The organism is Streptomyces sp. NPDC092952 (assembly GCF_044754785.1).
Taxonomy (GTDB): domain Bacteria; phylum Actinomycetota; class Actinomycetes; order Streptomycetales; family Streptomycetaceae; genus Streptomyces.
This window is the reverse complement of record NZ_JBIVPT010000035.1, coordinates 1-14,833: the sequence shown is the minus strand read 5'-3', so window position 1 is coordinate 14,833 and position 14,833 is coordinate 1. Positions and strand designations below refer to the sequence as shown.

Below are 14,833 nucleotides of genomic sequence, written 5' to 3'. Positions count from 1 at the left end.
CCGTCCGCGGAGCCCCGTCCTCCGACGCGCGCCCGGCGGCCCGGACGCTCCGGCTCCGGCCATGGTCCCGCCGAACGGACCCCGACACTCCTCGTGTTACCCCTGCCCCGTACAGAGAGACGAGTGAGCGGCGGTGAAGATTCCCCCAAGTCGGAGCGAAGCGAATAATTCCAGCCAACTGCTCTGCCGGGTGGGATCAAGCCATGGAGGGCTTCTTCTGCCGCTTTCGCGAATTTCATCGCTCGCGATATCAGGACAACCTGCGATCGGGCCCGGATAGCGCGGCTGAAAATAGTCCGGACGACCCTTCGAGTTGTTACTCCGTCGGTAGTAGGCTCGCGCCGTTTGTTGACGAAACACGACCCCCGCCCCGCGGGGTCGAGCTGGGGGAGTCCATGCGCTTTCGCGGGAAGTCCATCCGCAGGAAGATCGTGGCGCTGCTGCTGGTGCCGCTCGTCTCTCTCACCGGGCTCTGGGGATTCGCCACGTATCTGACGGGACGCGAGGCCCGTCACCTCATGGGCGCGAGCGCGATCGTGGAGAAGGTCGGCCACCCGCTGGAGGACACCGTCCGCGCTATCCAGGACGAGCGCCGCCAGACGCTGGTCTTCCTCGCCGACCCCAGGGCCTCCGACGCCCTCCCGCTGCTGCAGCGCCAGCGCGCGGCCACCGACAAGGTCCTGGCCGGTGTCAAGAACGGTGCCCGGCAGAAGGACATCCGGAAAGAGCTCAGCGCGGAGGACGACGCACAGCTGAGCTCGATCCTCGCGACGGTCGAAGGGCTGGGCGCCCTCCGCGAATCGGTCGACCAGCGAACCATCGACCGTGCCAAGGCCATGGAGTTCTACGGCCGCTTCATCGACCCCTGCTACCGCTTCCTCACCGGACTCCGCACGATGGAGAACGTGTCGATGGACAAGCAGGTCCGGGCGCTGGCCGGAATTTCCCGGGCCCGCGAAATGCTTTCCCGCGAGGACGCCCTGGTCGCGTCGTCACTGGTCGCCGGGCGCCTCACCGCCGACGAACTGCGCCAGGTCTCCGACCTGGTGGCCAACCGCAAGCTGCTCTACGAGATCAACGTGGACGCGCTGCCCGCCTCGGAACGCCAGAGCGTGGAGCAGTACTGGGCGAGCCCGGACAGCGAGCCGCTGCGGACGGCGGAGAAGGTCCTCGTGGAGGAGGGGCCCACCGAGGACCCCCGGTCCGTCGACGCCGAGCGCTGGCAGGAGGTGGCCTCCCCGGTCCTGGACCGGCTGGCCACCGACTCCACGGAGATGAACGTCCGGTTCCAGGAACGCGGCAGGCCCGCCGGGTACGGCATCCTGATCAAGGCCGGTGTCGCCGGTGTCCTCGGGTTCCTCGCCCTGGTCGGCTCGGTCTTCGTCTCCGTACGCATCGGCCGTGAGCTGATCCGCGACCTCTCCCGGCTCCGCAAGGACGCCCACGAGGTGTCCGGCGTACGGCTGCCGAGCGTGATGCGCCGGCTCGCCGCCGGGGAGCAGGTCGACGTGGAGACGGAGGCCCCGCACCTCCAGTACGAGCGGGACGAGATCGGACAGGTCGGCCAGGCCCTCAACACCCTGCAACGGGCCGCCGTCGAAGCGGCCGTCAAGCAGGCGGACATGCGGCGCGGCGTCTCCGAGGTCTTCGTCAACCTCGCCCGCCGCAACCAGGTCCTGCTGCACCGGCAGCTGACACTCCTGGACGCGATGGAGCGCCGTACCGAGAACACCGACGAACTCGCCGACCTCTTCCGCCTCGACCACCTCACCACGCGCATGCGCCGCCATGCCGAGGGCCTGGTGATCCTCTCCGGCGCGGCCCCCTCCCGGCAGTGGCGCAAGCCGATCCAGCTGATGGACGTGGTGCGCGCCGCGGTCGCCGAGGTCGAGGACTACGAGCGGATCGAGGTCCGCCGGCTGGACCGCATCGGCGTGGGCGGCCCGGCCGTCGCCGACCTCACCCATCTGATCGCCGAACTCCTGGAGAACGCCACCGTGTTCTCACCGCCGCACACCGCGGTCCAGGTGCACGGCGAGCGGGTGGCCAACGGCTTCACCCTGGAGATCCACGACCGGGGCCTCGGCATGACACCCGACGTCCTCCTGGACGCCAACCTCAGACTCGCCGAGACCCCCGAGTTCGAGCTTTCCGACACCGACCGTCTCGGCCTCTTCGTGGTCAGCCGCCTCGCCCAGCGCCAGAACGTCCGGGTCTCGCTCCAGAAGTCCCCGTACGGAGGCACGACCGCCGTCGTCTTCATCCCCGCGACGCTGCTCACCGAGGCCCCGGAGACCCACGGCGCCGGATTCCGCCTCGACCGCCGGGCCGAACGGGCCATCGGCAGCGGCTCCGCCGAAACGCCTCCCGGGGGCGGCGCCCCGGACCGCCGGACCACCGGCAGGTCCCCGGGCCTCTCGCCCGTCCCCACCGGTCTGGCCGACCCGGCCCTCCTGGACGGCCCCGTGGAACTCGAAGGCCCCGTCGGCACGCTCGGCTTCGACGACGGCCCCGCGCTCGACCCGCTCCTGGACCCCCTGCTGGGCGGCGCCGACGACCTCGACGGGACCGAGAGCGAGCGCGGCGGGATCTTCCGCGCCCGCGACCTGCGGCGCGAGACCGACCGCGAGCAGCACCAGCAGGCCCCCGAACGGCCGGCCGGAGAGGGGCCCGGCGCCCCGGTGCCGCTGCCCCGCCGCAAGCCTCCGACCCTGGTCGCCGAGAACGGCCGCCGGGTCGACGGACCGGCCCGCACCCGCCTCGCGACCGCCGACACGGACGGGCGCGCCACCGCCCGCATCCCCCACGACACCGACCGCACCGCCCGCCCCGGGACGGCCACCGAGCCCCGGCAGCCCGCCGGCTTCCGGAAGCCCGCCGGTACCGCGGACACCCGGGAGACCGTGGGCGGCCTGCCCCGCCGCATCCGGCAGGCCAGCCTCGCCCCGCAGCTGCGGGAGGAAACGGTCGTCCGCGAAGCCGAACCGGACCGGACGGAACCGGACCTGGACTTCGAGCGTGATGCGGAGGAAGTGCGCAGCCGCATGGCTTCGCTCCAGCGCGGCTGGCAACGCGGCCGACGGCAGAACGCCGAGAACGCCGAGGACACAGCCGGCCACGGTGACACAGCACAGGGAACCACTCCGGGAGGGGACGGTCGATGACCGCACCGAACGTCGCAGCAACCACCGCCGTACGCCAGGGCTCCGGCCAGCTCAACTGGCTCCTCGACGAACTCGTCGAGCGCGTCGCCAGCATCCGCAAGGCGCTGGTGCTCTCCAGCGACGGCCTCGCCACCGGCACCTCGAAGGACCTGACCCGCGAGGACAGCGAACACCTGGCGGCCGTCGCCTCCGGGTTCCACAGCCTGGCCAAGGGCGTCGGGCGCCACTTCGACGCGGGCCGGGTCCGCCAGACCGTCGTCGAACTCGAAGGGGCGTTCCTGTTCGTCACGGCCGCCGGTGACGGCAGCTGTCTCGCGGTGCTGGCCGACGCGGACTCCGACGTGGGCCTGGTGGCGTACGAGATGACGCTGATGGTCAAGCGCGTCGGCGCCCACCTGGCCAACGCGCCCAGGACGACCGGTCAGTCCGCCGGGGGGTGAGTGGACGGTGAGCGCCGAATCGCCCGGATCCCCGGCCACGCCCACCGACCCGCAGGCCCCGCACTGGTACGACGACGAGGCGGGACCGGTGGTCCGTCCGTACGCGATGACCCGGGGCCGTACCAGCAGCGCATCCCGCCATCGGCTCGACCTGATCGCGGTCGTCGTGCCCGAACCCGCGGCCGACGACCCCGGCCGGGACCGGACGCTCTCCCCGGAACACGTGGAGATCGTCGAACTCTGCAGCGGCATGCCCCAGTCGATCGCGGAGCTCGCGGCCGGCCTGGACCTCCCCGTCGGGGTGGTCCGGGTGCTGGTCGGCGATCTCGTCGAGGACGAGCTGGTGCATGTGACCCGTCCCGTTCCGCCGGCCGAACTGCCGGACGTGAGCATTCTTCGAGAGGTGATCAATGGTCTTCGGGCGCTCTAGCCGCAAGAAGCGGCCCGTGGAGCCCGTTACCCTGAAGATCCTGGTGGCGGGCGGGTTCGGCGTGGGCAAGACGACGCTGGTCGGCGCGGTCAGCGAGATCAGGCCGCTGCGCACGGAGGAGACCCTCAGCGAGGCGGGCCGCCCGGTGGACGACCTGGCGGGGGTGGAGGCGAAGACCACCACCACGGTGGCCATGGACTTCGGCCGGATCACGCTCCGCGAGGACCTGGTGCTGTACCTCTTCGGCACCCCGGGACAGGACCGCTTCTGGTTCCTCTGGGACGAACTGGCCCAGGGCGCGCTGGGGGCCGTCGTGCTCGCGGACACCCGGCGGCTGGAGGACTGCTTCGCGGCGGTCGACTACTTCGAACGCCGCAAGATCCCCTTCACCGTCGCGGTCAACCGCTTCGAGGGGGCCGAGGCCTTCCCCGCCGGGACGGTGCGGGCCGCGCTGGACCTCGATCCGGAGGTGGAACTGCTGATGTGCGACGCACGCGACCGCGCCTCGGTACGGGACGTGCTCGTGGCCGTCGTCGAGCACGCGGCCGCCCGGGTCGGCCGCGACCGCCAGCCGGCCGCGACGTAGGGCGTTCCCGGCGGACGGGCCGGACACGCTCCGGTGCCCGGCCCCCTCGCGTCCGGTCAGTCCCCCTGCCGGCAGGGCTCCTGCCCGCAGGGGTGCTCGGCGAGCCACTTGGCGGCGGTCTCCGCCAGTTCCCCGTCCCGCCCCGCCAGCATCATCCGGATCATCTGCGCGTCGCCGCGGAGCGACCAGACGGGATGCCCGAAGGTGGCCGGATTGTTCTTCTCGATCAGGAAGTGCGCGGGCCAGGCGGTCCCGTACCCGATCAGCGGCAACGCGGCCAGATACCGCTTGCGCCCCCGGGCCAGGCCGTAGGCGGTGAGCGCCAGTCCGGTCAGGGTGCCGGTCAGATGGACCCACCGGGTCGCGGCCTTCGAGTGCATCGCCACGTAGTAGGGCCAGAACTCCTCGTACGAATCGAACGTCTGCTCAGCCATACCGGCACCGTAGCCGCTGGAACGGGAACCGGAAACGCCCGCGCGGCGGCCGGACCCGCGCAGGAGCGGCCCCGGCCGTCCGCCCGCGCGCCCGGCGTCAGTGCCCGGCGACGGACCGCCGGGCCACCGGGAAGTCGAAGTAGGTGTCCGGGAACAGCTCCGGCTTGAAGGTGTAGTGCCACCACTCCTCGGCCAGGTTCACGAAACCGGCCTCGGTGAGCGTCTTCTTCAGGAACTGCCGATGGGCGCGCTGCACCCCCTGGACGCGCGGGTCGTCGGTGTGGGAGAGCGTGTCGAAGCAGTCGAACCCGGTGCCCATGTCCACCGAGTTGTCCGGGAACCGCTCGGCGGCCGGCGCGTAGCAGGGCACCTGCTCACCGCCCGGATGGTAAGGCGGGGTCGGCGCGGCGGGCAGCCTCACCAGCGTCAGGTCCACCGTACTGCCGCGGCTGTGCCCGGACTTCTCCGCGATGTACCCGTCCGCGAACAGCCGCGTCTTGTCGACCCGGGGGTAGAACTCGCCCTTCATGGCCTGGTCGTCGAGGTCCTTCGCCCACCGTACGAAGTGGTCGACCGCCCGCTGCGGCCGGTAGCAGTCGTACACCTTGAGCGAGTAGCCCTGGCGCAGCAGCCGGGTCTGCGCCCGGTGCAGGGCCCGCGCCGCGGGGCGGGTCAGGATGCAGAGCGGTTGGCGGTAGCCGTCCACCGGGACGCCCATGAAGGTGTGGGCGGTGGGGTAGCGCATCTCCTGGATGATCGTCGGGTCCACCGAGCTCAGCGCGACGAACTCCGCGGGCGCCTTCGGTTCCGGTCCGGCCGTCGCCGCCGGGGCGGTGGCGGCGACGGCGAACAGGGCGGCGGCAGCGGCCGCCAGGACACGGAGAGCGGAAGCAAGTTTTGTCATGACCGCATAATCCAGCAGTGCGGGGCTCTCCACCCGGCGATCCGGTACAGTCCGCGCGTGTCCGAATCCCGGAGCAAGCCCGCCGAACCCGTCAAGGACTCCCACTGCGGAAGCTGCGGAGCCCGCTACGACCCTCCGCCGGCCACCTGGCCCCGCACCTGTGCCGCCTGCTCCACCACGGCCTACCGCAACCCGTTGCCGGTCGCCGTCGCCCTCCTGCCCGTCACCGGCCCCGACGGCACCGGCCTCGTCGTCATCACCCGCACCGTCCCGCCCCACCGGGGCGGCCTCGCCCTCCCCGGCGGCTACATCGACCACGACGAGGACTGGAAGGACGCGCTCGTACGGGAACTCGGCGAGGAGACCGGCATCCGGGCGGCGGCGCAGGACGTCCGCCTCGCCGACGCCCTCAGCGCCCCCGACGGCCACCTCCTCCTCTTCGGCCTCCTTCCGCCCCGCCCCGCCACGGCCCTCCCGGCCTCCCGCCCCACCGACGAGACGGACGGCTTCCGGCTGCTGACCGCCCCCGCCGAACTCGCCTTCCCGCTCCACACCCGGGTTGTCCGCACCTGGTTCGACGGCCACTACCGCTGACCGGTACGCGCCCTACCGGCCCCGCACCCGCACCGGATACCCCACCGGCCCCTCGCGCCCCTCCCGCTCCACCACGACCCGCCCGTCCACCCAGCGCGAGGTGTACCGCTCGACCTCCGCCCGCTCCCAGCCGTCCCCCACGTCCCGGACCACCGCCCCACCGCCCCGGCGCCCCTGCGCGGGAGCCCACACCTCCAGCTCCACCCCGCCGTCCGCACCCCGCACCGGCAGAATCGAACCGGCCCGCGCCAGCACCGGAATCCGCGACAGCGGCGCGTCCGGCAACACCTGCCCCGGCCCCTCGTACACCGCACCGGTCGCCGTGTCGTACCAGCGCCCCCGCGGCAGCCGCACCGCCCGCCGGTCCGCGCCGGGCTCCAGCACCGGGGCCACCAGCAGCGCGTCCCCCAGCAGGAACGCGTCCCCGCAGTCCCGCAGCGCCCGGTCCCCGGGCGACCGCCACCACAACGGCCGCACGTACGGCGCACCGGTCAGCCCCGCCAGCCGCGCCAGCGTCACGAAGTACGGATGCAGCCGCTCCCGCTCCGCCAGCGCCGCCCGCGCGTGCTCCAGCACCTCGGGCCCGAACTCCCAGGGCTCCCGCCGCCCCGCGTCGATCGCCGCATGGGTACGGAACAACGGCAGATACGCCCCCAGCTGGAACCACCGCAGATACAGCTCCGGCGACGGCGCCCCGTCGAACCCGCCCACATCGGGCCCCGAGTACGGCACCCCGCACAGCCCCAGCCCCAGCACCAGCGCCAACGAGGCCCGCAGCCCCGGCCAGCCGGTCTCCACATCACCGGACCAGGTGCCCCCGTACCGCTGCATCCCCGCCCAGCCGGACCGCGAGAACAGGAACGGACGCTCCGCCGGGCGCAGCCGCCGCAGCCCCTCGTACCCGGCCCGTGCCATCGCCAGCGCGTACACGTTGTGGGCCTCCCGGTGGTCACCGCCACGGCCCTCCAGCGCGTGCCGCGCCGACCGGGGCAGCGTCGGATCGCCGAACGCCGCGAACGACACCGGCTCGTTCATGTCGTGCCACACCCCGGAGAAGCCCTGCGCCAGCCGCTCCTCGTACAGACCGCCCCACCACTCCCGCACCGCCGGATCGGTGAAGTCCGGGAACACGCACTCACCCGGCCACACCTCACCGCGCACCAGCCGCCCCCGCGCGTCCCGCACGAACGCCCCGCCGTCCCCGACCGCCGCCCCCGCGTCGAACAGCGCGTTCCCCGGCTCCGCCTTCACCGCCGGATCGACGATCGACACCAGCCGCACGCCGTCCTCCCGCAACTCCTTCGCCAGCCCCGGCAGATCGGGGAACCGCTCCCGGTCCACCGTGAACACCCGGTGCCCGTCGAAGTGGTCGATGTCCAGATGCAGCGCGGACAGCGGAAGCCCCCGCTCCCGGTAGCCGGCCACCACCCGCCGCACCTCCCGCTCGCTCCCGAACCCCCACCGGGCGTGCTGCGGGCCCAGCGCCCAGCCCGGCGGCAGCGCCGGAGCACCGGTGAGCGCCGACCACCCCCGCAGCACCCGGGACGGCGTCCCCGTCACCACCCAGCAGCGCAACGGCCCGCCGTCCATCCGCACCTCGCACGTCCCCGGCCGGTCGTGCCCCGAGCCCGCACCCTCCTCGCCCTCGCGCAGCGTCACCCGCCCCCGCCAGGAGTTGTCGTGGAACATCAGATGCGTCCCCGCGTCACCGACCACCAGCTGCACCGGCATCGTCAGGTACAGCGGATCGTCCTGCGGCCCGAACCGGCCGCCGGGATCGGTGTTCCACAACTCGTACGCCCCGTCCCGCAGCCGCGGCCCCGACGCCCGACCCCCGAGCCCGAAGAACCGCGCGTCCGCGGGCACCTCGGAGCGCTGCACCCACCGCGCCCCGCCCCCCGCCACCGGCTCCCACCAGCGCGGCGGCAGCTCCCGCCGCAGCACCACCCCGCCAGGGGTCCGCAGCTCCACCGCCCCGTGCCGGGACACCGCGACGGTCAGCCGCTCCGAGACCACCTGCCAGCCACCGTCCGTGTCCGGCTCCAGCACCGCCCGCGGATCGGGCTCCGGCGCCGCGCCCGCCAGGGCGTACGACGGAAGCGGCTCCGCCCCGTCCCAGCCCCAGAACACCGCGCCCCCCACCGCCACCCGCACCCGCAGCACGGACCGCGCGAACCGCACCACACCCCCGCCCGGCCCCGGCTCCGCACCCACCACCGGCCCCGGCACCCGCGCCCGCTCCGCACCGCGCGGCGGCAGCGCCCGCGCATCCGCGCCCCGGTGCCGCCAGGAGGAGCGCACCGTACGCAGCCCCCGCACCGAACCGACTATCTTCACCGAGCGCACCAGGTCACGACCGTTCATGCGGCTCACCCTGCCATCGAACCGGGCGGACGTGGGCTCCGTTCAACTTCCGTTCACCCAGGCCCGGACCCGTGGCCGGACCACATGTCCGGGCCGCCGGCCATGGGTGGCGAACCCTGGTGCGAAAGACGATCACATGGCATCGTCCGTAAAGGCCGCCTCACGCGCACACCCCGGCACGTGCGCGCGACCCACGCCCACCCCGCGTACCCGCAGAGCCAGGGAGCCGCCCCATGACCACCGCAGCCGACGAGACCCCCCTCTGGCAGCCCGGCCCCGACCGCATCGCGGCCGCCGCCGTCACCCGCTTCCAGAGCTGGGCCGCCCAGCGCTACGGAGCACCGGCCGAGGGCGGCTACCCGGCGCTGCACCAGTGGTCCGTGGAACAGCTCGACACCTTCTGGCGGGCCGTCGCCGACTGGTTCGACGTACGCTTCTCCACCCCGTACGAGGCAGTCCTCGCCGACCGCGCCATGCCCGGCGCCCAGTGGTTCCCCGGCGCCACCCTCAACTACGCCGAGCACGCCCTGCGCACCGCCGAGGACCCGCTGCGCGCGGACGCCCCCGCCCTGATCCACGTAGACGAGACCCACACCCAGGTCCCCGTCTCCTGGGCCGAGCTCCGCCGCCGGGTCGGCTCGCTCGCCGCCGAGCTCCGCGCCCTGGGCGTCGCCCCCGGCGACCGGGTCAGCGGCTACCTCCCCAACATCCCGGAAGCCGTCGTCGCCCTCCTCGCCACCGCGGCCGTCGGCGCCGTCTGGACGTCCTGCGCCCCGGACTTCGGCGCCCGCAGCGTCCTCGACCGCTTCCAGCAGGTCGAACCCGTCGTCCTGTTCACCGTCGACGGCTACCGCTACGGCGGCAAGGAGCACCACCGCGCGGACACCGTCGCCGAGCTGCGCCGGGAACTGCCCACCCTGCGCGCCGTCGTCCACATCCCGCTGCTCGGCACGGCGGCCCCCGAGGGCGCCCTGGAATGGTCCGCCGTCACCGCAGCGGACACCGAGCCGGTCTTCGAGCAGGTCCCCTTCGACCACCCGCTGTGGGTCCTCTACTCCTCCGGCACCACCGGGCTCCCCAAGGCGATCGTCCAGTCCCAGGGCGGCATCCTGCTGGAGCACTTCAAACAGCTCGGCCTGCACTGCGACCTCGGGCCGGAGGACCGATTCTTCTGGTACACCTCCACCGGCTGGATGATGTGGAACTTCCTCGTCTCCGGCCTCCTCACCGGCACCACGGTCGTCCTCTACGACGGAAGCCCCGGACACCCCGACGTCAGCGCCCAGTGGCGGGTCGCCGAACAGACCGGGGCCACCCTCTTCGGCACCTCCGCCGCCTACGTCATGGCCTGCCGCAAGGCCGGCATCCACCCGGGCCGCGACCTCGACCTCTCCCGCGTCCAGTGCGTCGCCACCACCGGCTCGCCCCTCCCGCCCGACGGCTTCCGCTGGCTCCACGACGAGGTGGCCGACGATCTCTGGATCGCCTCCGTCAGCGGCGGCACGGACGTCTGCAGCTGCTTCGCCGGGGCCGTCCCCACCCTCCCGGTCCACATCGGCGAGCTCCAGGCCGCCTGCCTCGGCACCGACCTGCGGTCCTGGGACCCGGCGGGCAACCCGCTGACCGGCGAGGTCGGTGAACTCGTCGTCACCGCCCCCATGCCCTCCATGCCCGTCCGCTTCTGGAACGACCCCGACGGCAGCCGCTACCACGACAGCTACTTCGACATGTACCCCGGCGTCTGGCGCCACGGCGACTGGATCACCCTCACCGACCGCGGCTCGGTGATCATCCACGGCCGCTCCGACTCCACGCTCAACCGCCAAGGGGTACGGATGGGCTCCTCGGACATCTACGAGGCCGTCGAACGGCTCCCCGAGATCCGCGAGTCCCTCGTCGTCGGCATCGAAGAGCCCGACGGGGGCTACTGGATGCCGCTCTTCGTCCACCTCGCCGAGGGCGCCCGGCTCGACGACGCACTGCGCGACAGCATCAAGCGCACCATCCGGGAGAACCTCTCCCCGCGCCATGTCCCGGACGAGGTCATCGAGGTCCCCGGCATCCCGCACACCCTCACCGGCAAGCGCATCGAGGTCCCGATCAAGCGTCTGTTGCAGGGAACGGCCCTGGAGAAGGCGGTCAACCCCGGCTCGATCGACCGGATCGAACTCCTCCACTTCTACGAGGAACTGGCCCGCGAACGCGCCTGACCACCACCGCCCACGTCACCGACCGTCCCGTTGTCAGTGCCCGTGATTACTCTGAGTGAGCATTGATCGACAGCGCACTGGGGGAGTCATGGGGCACACCACGAACAACGGGAAGAACAACCAGGGCAGGCCGTCCCGTCCCGACCGGTCGGCCGCGTCCATGCGCCGCGCGCTGCGCCGCGAAGCACCCAGCACCATCGGCCTGCTGGCCGACGAGCGTGACTTCGCGGCGATGCGGCGCTACCGCACCTTCACCTTCGACGACCACACCCTCTACCTCCAGCAGGTCGAGAGCCTGCTGAAACACCTGTCCGCACGCGGAGTGCACACCACGGTCGCCCTCTTCGACCCCGAGGAGTACGCCGAGTTCTGCGCCGACGCCGGGCTGCCACCGGACACCCCGGACAGCCGCAGCCGCTTCACCGCCGAGGTCGCCTCCGTCGGCGCCACCGTCACCTACACCGGACAGGCCCTGGACGACCTGATCCCCCTCCTGGCCGACCGGGCCGCCCGCCGGGCCACCTGGGAGTACGCCACGACACGCCTGGCCGGCCTCGGCGCATGCGCGGAGTGCGGGGAGGACATCGGCCGTGCCGCCTTCGACCGGGCCTCGCACCTGCTGCTCCGGGTCCTGGAGGCGGCGGGCACGGGCACGCACCACCTGGTCTGCAGCACCCCCGCCGACAGCGAACACCTGGTGGCCGTCCTGCACACCGCGCGCGATGCCGAGGGACCGGCCCTCATCGGGCCGGACGAGGGCGCCGAGTTCGTGACGGTGCTGGCCGTCGCCATCGCCCTCGAAAGGCCCGCCGGGCTCGTGCTCCGTACGACCCGCCCCGGCGCAGGGGACCGGGTGCACGGCTGGCGGCTGAAGCGGGGCGCCCTCGTCCCACTCGCCGCCGCCGAGGTCTTCGACGCCTACTGCACCGACGCCGAGACCGGCGAACCGATCGCCCCCGAGCCGCACGTGGAGTACTGCGCGGGCTTCGACATCGGCGCGGACGAACCGGAGGCCCACCACTGACAGCGCGGAGGGGCTCCCCGCCGCCATCGGGCGGGAAGCCCCTCCGTGTCCTCAGTCCTTACGGCAACCGCGACGCTACTCGCCCGAGAGCACGCCCTGGGCCGCGATCCGGGCCTCCTCGGCGGAGTCGGCCGCGCGGGCGGCCGACGCGGCGCGCTCGCACTGCGCGAGCGTGTACTTCGCCAGCGTGGCGCGGACATAGGGAAGGGAGGCGGCGCCCATCGACAGCGACGTCACGCCCAGCCCGGTCAGGACACAGGCCAGCAGGGGATCGGAGGCGGCCTCACCGCAGACACCACAGCTCTTGCCCTCGGCGCGGGCCGCCTCCGCCGCCAGGGCGACGAGGTCGAGCAGCGCGGGCTGCCACGGGTCCTGCAACCGCGACACGGCGCCGACCTGCCGGTCGGCGGCGAAGGTGTACTGCGCCAGGTCATTGGTGCCCAACGAGAGGAACTCCACCTCCCGCAGGATCGAACGCGCCCGCAGCGCGGCGGACGGGATCTCCACCATCGCACCGAACTTCGCCTGGAGACCGGCAGCGCGGCAGGCGTCGGCGAAGGCCCTGGCGTCCGTCCGGTCCGCCACCATCGGCGCCATGACCTCCAGGTGGACGGGGAGCCCCTCGGCCGCCTTCGCCAGCGCGGTCAGCTGGGTACGCAGCACCTCCGGGTGGTCCAGCAGGGTGCGCAGCCCGCGCACACCCAGCGCCGGGTTCGGTTCGTCTGCGGGGGTCAGGAAGGCCAGCGGCTTGTCGGCCCCGGCGTCCAGCACCCGTACGACGACCCGCCCCTCGGGGAACGCCTCCAGCACCGCGCGGTACGCGGCGATCTGCTTCTCCTCGGACGGCGCCCGCTCGCTGTCGTCCAGGAACAGGAACTCGGTACGGAACAGCCCCACGCCCTCCGCACCGGCCTCGACCGCGGCCGGGACGTCGCCCGGCCCGCCGACGTTGGCGAGCAGCGGCACCTTGTGGCCGTCGGAGGTCGCCCCCGGACCGGACGCGGCCGAGAGCGCGGCCTTGCGCGCCGCGGCGGCACTCTCCATCTCCGCGCGCTTCTCGGCGCTCGGCTCGACGAAGATCTCACCGGTGCTGCCGTCCACGGCCACGACCGTGCCCTCGGCGAGCTCACCGGCACCGGGAAGCGCCACGACCGCCGGCACCCCGAGAGCGCGGGCGAGAATCGCGCTGTGGCTGGTCGGCCCGCCCTCCTCGGTCACGAAGCCGAGCACCAGGGCCGGGTCGAGGAGCGCCGTGTCCGCGGGCGCCAGGTCCCGGGCGATCAGCACATAGGGCTCGTCGCTGTCCGGCACCCCGGGCATCGGCACCCCGAGCAGCCGGGCGACGATCCGGTTGCGCACGTCGTCGAGGTCGGCGACCCGCCCCGCCAGGTACTCCCCGGCATTGGCGAGCAGCGCCCGGTACGCGGCGAACGCGTCGTAGACCCCGCGCTCGGCGGTGCTGCCGACGGCGATACGGCGCTCCACGTCGGCGATCAGTTCGGGGTCCTGAGCCATCATGGCCTGGGCCTCCAGCACGTGCTGGGCCTCGCCCCCGGCCAGGTTCCCGCGTGCGATCAGGTCGGCGGCGACGGCCTCGACGGCCTGCCGGGCGCGCCCCTGCTCACACCCGGCCTCCTCGGCGGGGATCTGCTTGGCCGGCGGTTCGAGCACCGCCGTCCCCATATGACGCACCTCGCCGATCGCCACTCCGTGGCTCACGCCGACGCCTCGCAGCGTTGTCTCCATGTCACCCGTCTCCGGTCGTGCGGCGGCTCCCGCCTCCGCGGTGGATATCCAGTCGGCCGTCATCGGACCGGGCTCGTCACTGCCAGCCGAACAAGGAGTCGCCGACCTTCACGTCGCCGTCCTCAAGTACGTCGGAGAGGGAGTCGGCGGTGGCCTCCAGCGCGACGACCGGACACACCGGCGACTTGCCGGCCTCCTCGACCCCCGCCGGGTTCCAGCGCACGATGCCCTGACCGCGGGTCACGGTGTCCCCCTTGTTCACGAGCAGTTCGAACCCCTCACCATTGAGCTGAACGGTGTCGATCCCGAGGTGGGTCAGTACCCCGTGCCCGTCCGCGTCCACCACGACGAACGCGTGCGGATGCAGGGAGACGATGATGCCGTCGACCGGCGACACGGCCTCGGACGGCTCACGCACCGGGTCGATGGCGGTACCGGGCCCCACCATCGCGCCGGAGAAGACCGGATCCGGTACCGCGGAGAGCCCGATCGCCCGTCCGGCAAGAGGGGACGTCACAGTGGTCATAGGGAGCCTCCCAGGGGTGGAGCTTGTGGGGCGCCGTCACCGAATGTGGGCAACGACGTGCTGTTCAGCAGCGTAAGTCATAAGAAGTCCCGGTTCCGCCCGAGTCCTGCCTCTACGCGGCCTTAGCGCCACACCGGAAACGATTTGCCTCGACTCCCTGGTGCCTGTACTGTCGTACTCCTGCCTGGCCCCAACATGACCTTCGAGTCGAGGGCCGGTGGCGACCTTCAAGCAATTCACTCTCCACTACGACGTGGCACCTGTATGTCTGCAGGGGCTGGTCAAGGAAAGAGAAAAGGCCTGATAGAGTCGGACTCGCCGGAAAGGGAATCGCGGAAGCGAGGAACTGGAAAGCGAAACCCGCTTCGACCGGGAATCGGGACTCGAAAGAGTCTGATAGAGTCGGAAACG

The 14,833-nt window shown here is 72.6% G+C and carries 12 protein-coding genes; 7 read left to right on the top strand and 5 right to left on the bottom strand.

Annotation, left to right across the window (positions count from 1 at the left end):
* The first annotated feature begins 395 nt into the window (after positions 1 to 395).
* From ACIQGQ_RS36075 to ACIQGQ_RS36060, 4 genes are read left to right on the top strand one after another with little or no spacing between them, the layout of a single operon-like run.
* Entirely contained in the window at positions 396 to 3,164 is a 2,769-nt protein-coding gene (locus ACIQGQ_RS36075; protein WP_402404573.1) for a nitrate- and nitrite sensing domain-containing protein, read from the top strand.
* Entirely contained in the window at positions 3,161 to 3,604 is a 444-nt protein-coding gene (locus tag ACIQGQ_RS36070) for a roadblock/LC7 domain-containing protein (RefSeq protein WP_366299972.1), read from the top strand. Before ACIQGQ_RS36075 ends, ACIQGQ_RS36070 begins: the two co-directional genes overlap by 4 nt.
* A 7-nt stretch (positions 3,605 to 3,611) precedes the next feature.
* Positions 3,612 to 4,034 (top strand): DUF742 domain-containing protein, encoded by a 423-nt coding sequence (locus tag ACIQGQ_RS36065; protein WP_402404571.1) that lies wholly within the window; start codon positions 3,612 to 3,614, stop codon positions 4,032 to 4,034.
* Complete coding sequence (locus ACIQGQ_RS36060) at positions 4,015 to 4,620, top strand: GTP-binding protein (protein ID WP_402404568.1); 606 nt, start codon at positions 4,015 to 4,017, stop codon at positions 4,618 to 4,620. Before ACIQGQ_RS36065 ends, ACIQGQ_RS36060 begins: the two co-directional genes overlap by 20 nt.
* Positions 4,621 to 4,676: 56 nt before the next feature.
* Here ACIQGQ_RS36060 and ACIQGQ_RS36055 read toward each other — a convergent pair whose 3' ends face one another.
* Together ACIQGQ_RS36055 and ACIQGQ_RS36050 are read right to left on the bottom strand one after the other, a co-directional pair.
* The gene (locus ACIQGQ_RS36055) at positions 4,677 to 5,054 is read right to left on the bottom strand and encodes a DUF962 domain-containing protein (RefSeq protein WP_366299976.1); all 378 of its coding nucleotides are present in this window, start codon (positions 5,052 to 5,054) and stop codon (positions 4,677 to 4,679) included.
* 97 nt (positions 5,055 to 5,151) lie between these two features.
* Complete coding sequence (locus ACIQGQ_RS36050; RefSeq protein ID WP_402404565.1) at positions 5,152 to 5,958, bottom strand: M15 family metallopeptidase; 807 nt, start codon at positions 5,956 to 5,958, stop codon at positions 5,152 to 5,154.
* 57 nt (positions 5,959 to 6,015) lie between these two features.
* Here ACIQGQ_RS36050 and ACIQGQ_RS36045 point away from each other — a divergent pair, with 57 nt between their 5' ends.
* Positions 6,016 to 6,552, top strand: coding sequence for an NUDIX domain-containing protein (locus tag ACIQGQ_RS36045; RefSeq protein ID WP_402404562.1), 537 nt, complete (start codon positions 6,016 to 6,018; stop codon positions 6,550 to 6,552).
* 12 nt (positions 6,553 to 6,564) lie between these two features.
* Here ACIQGQ_RS36045 and ACIQGQ_RS36040 read toward each other — a convergent pair whose 3' ends face one another.
* Positions 6,565 to 8,916 (bottom strand): glycoside hydrolase family 31 protein, encoded by a 2,352-nt coding sequence (locus tag ACIQGQ_RS36040; RefSeq protein WP_402404559.1) that lies wholly within the window; start codon positions 8,914 to 8,916, stop codon positions 6,565 to 6,567.
* Between the two features lie 233 nt (positions 8,917 to 9,149).
* Between ACIQGQ_RS36040 and ACIQGQ_RS36035 the strand changes: the two genes are divergently transcribed.
* Entirely contained in the window at positions 9,150 to 11,126 is a 1,977-nt protein-coding gene (locus tag ACIQGQ_RS36035) for an acetoacetate--CoA ligase (RefSeq protein WP_402404556.1), read from the top strand.
* Between the two features lie 160 nt (positions 11,127 to 11,286).
* Positions 11,287 to 12,150, top strand: a complete 864-nt coding sequence (locus tag ACIQGQ_RS36030; RefSeq protein WP_402404606.1) for a hypothetical protein — start codon at positions 11,287 to 11,289, stop codon at positions 12,148 to 12,150.
* A gap of 75 nt (positions 12,151 to 12,225) precedes the next feature.
* On the opposite strand, the gene ptsP is transcribed toward ACIQGQ_RS36030, so the two are convergent.
* Positions 12,226 to 13,896 carry a phosphoenolpyruvate--protein phosphotransferase gene (ptsP, locus tag ACIQGQ_RS36025; protein ID WP_402404553.1) on the bottom strand — a complete coding sequence of 557 codons (1,671 nt, stop codon included), beginning with the start codon at positions 13,894 to 13,896 and terminating at the stop codon, positions 12,226 to 12,228.
* A gap of 76 nt (positions 13,897 to 13,972) precedes the next feature.
* Positions 13,973 to 14,422 (bottom strand): PTS glucose transporter subunit IIA, encoded by a 450-nt coding sequence (locus ACIQGQ_RS36020; protein ID WP_402404550.1) that lies wholly within the window; start codon positions 14,420 to 14,422, stop codon positions 13,973 to 13,975.
* Positions 14,423 to 14,833: the final 411 nt, after the last annotated feature.

Coding starts and splice junctions, on each gene's coding strand:
- ACIQGQ_RS36075 (WP_402404573.1), top strand. CDS start 396: ATGCGCTTTCGCGGGAAGTCCATCCGCAGGAAGATCGTGGCGCTGCTG.
- ACIQGQ_RS36070 (WP_366299972.1), top strand. CDS start 3,161: ATGACCGCACCGAACGTCGCAGCAACCACCGCCGTACGCCAGGGCTCC.
- ACIQGQ_RS36060 (WP_402404568.1), top strand. CDS start 4,015: ATGGTCTTCGGGCGCTCTAGCCGCAAGAAGCGGCCCGTGGAGCCCGTT.
- ACIQGQ_RS36055 (WP_366299976.1), bottom strand. CDS start 5,054: ATGGCTGAGCAGACGTTCGATTCGTACGAGGAGTTCTGGCCCTACTAC.
- ACIQGQ_RS36050 (WP_402404565.1), bottom strand. CDS start 5,958: ATGACAAAACTTGCTTCCGCTCTCCGTGTCCTGGCGGCCGCTGCCGCC.
- ACIQGQ_RS36040 (WP_402404559.1), bottom strand. CDS start 8,916: ATGAACGGTCGTGACCTGGTGCGCTCGGTGAAGATAGTCGGTTCGGTG.
- ACIQGQ_RS36035 (WP_402404556.1), top strand. CDS start 9,150: ATGACCACCGCAGCCGACGAGACCCCCCTCTGGCAGCCCGGCCCCGAC.
- ACIQGQ_RS36030 (WP_402404606.1), top strand. CDS start 11,287: ATGCGCCGCGCGCTGCGCCGCGAAGCACCCAGCACCATCGGCCTGCTG.
- ptsP (WP_402404553.1), bottom strand. CDS start 13,896: ATGGAGACAACGCTGCGAGGCGTCGGCGTGAGCCACGGAGTGGCGATC.
- ACIQGQ_RS36020 (WP_402404550.1), bottom strand. CDS start 14,422: ATGACCACTGTGACGTCCCCTCTTGCCGGACGGGCGATCGGGCTCTCC.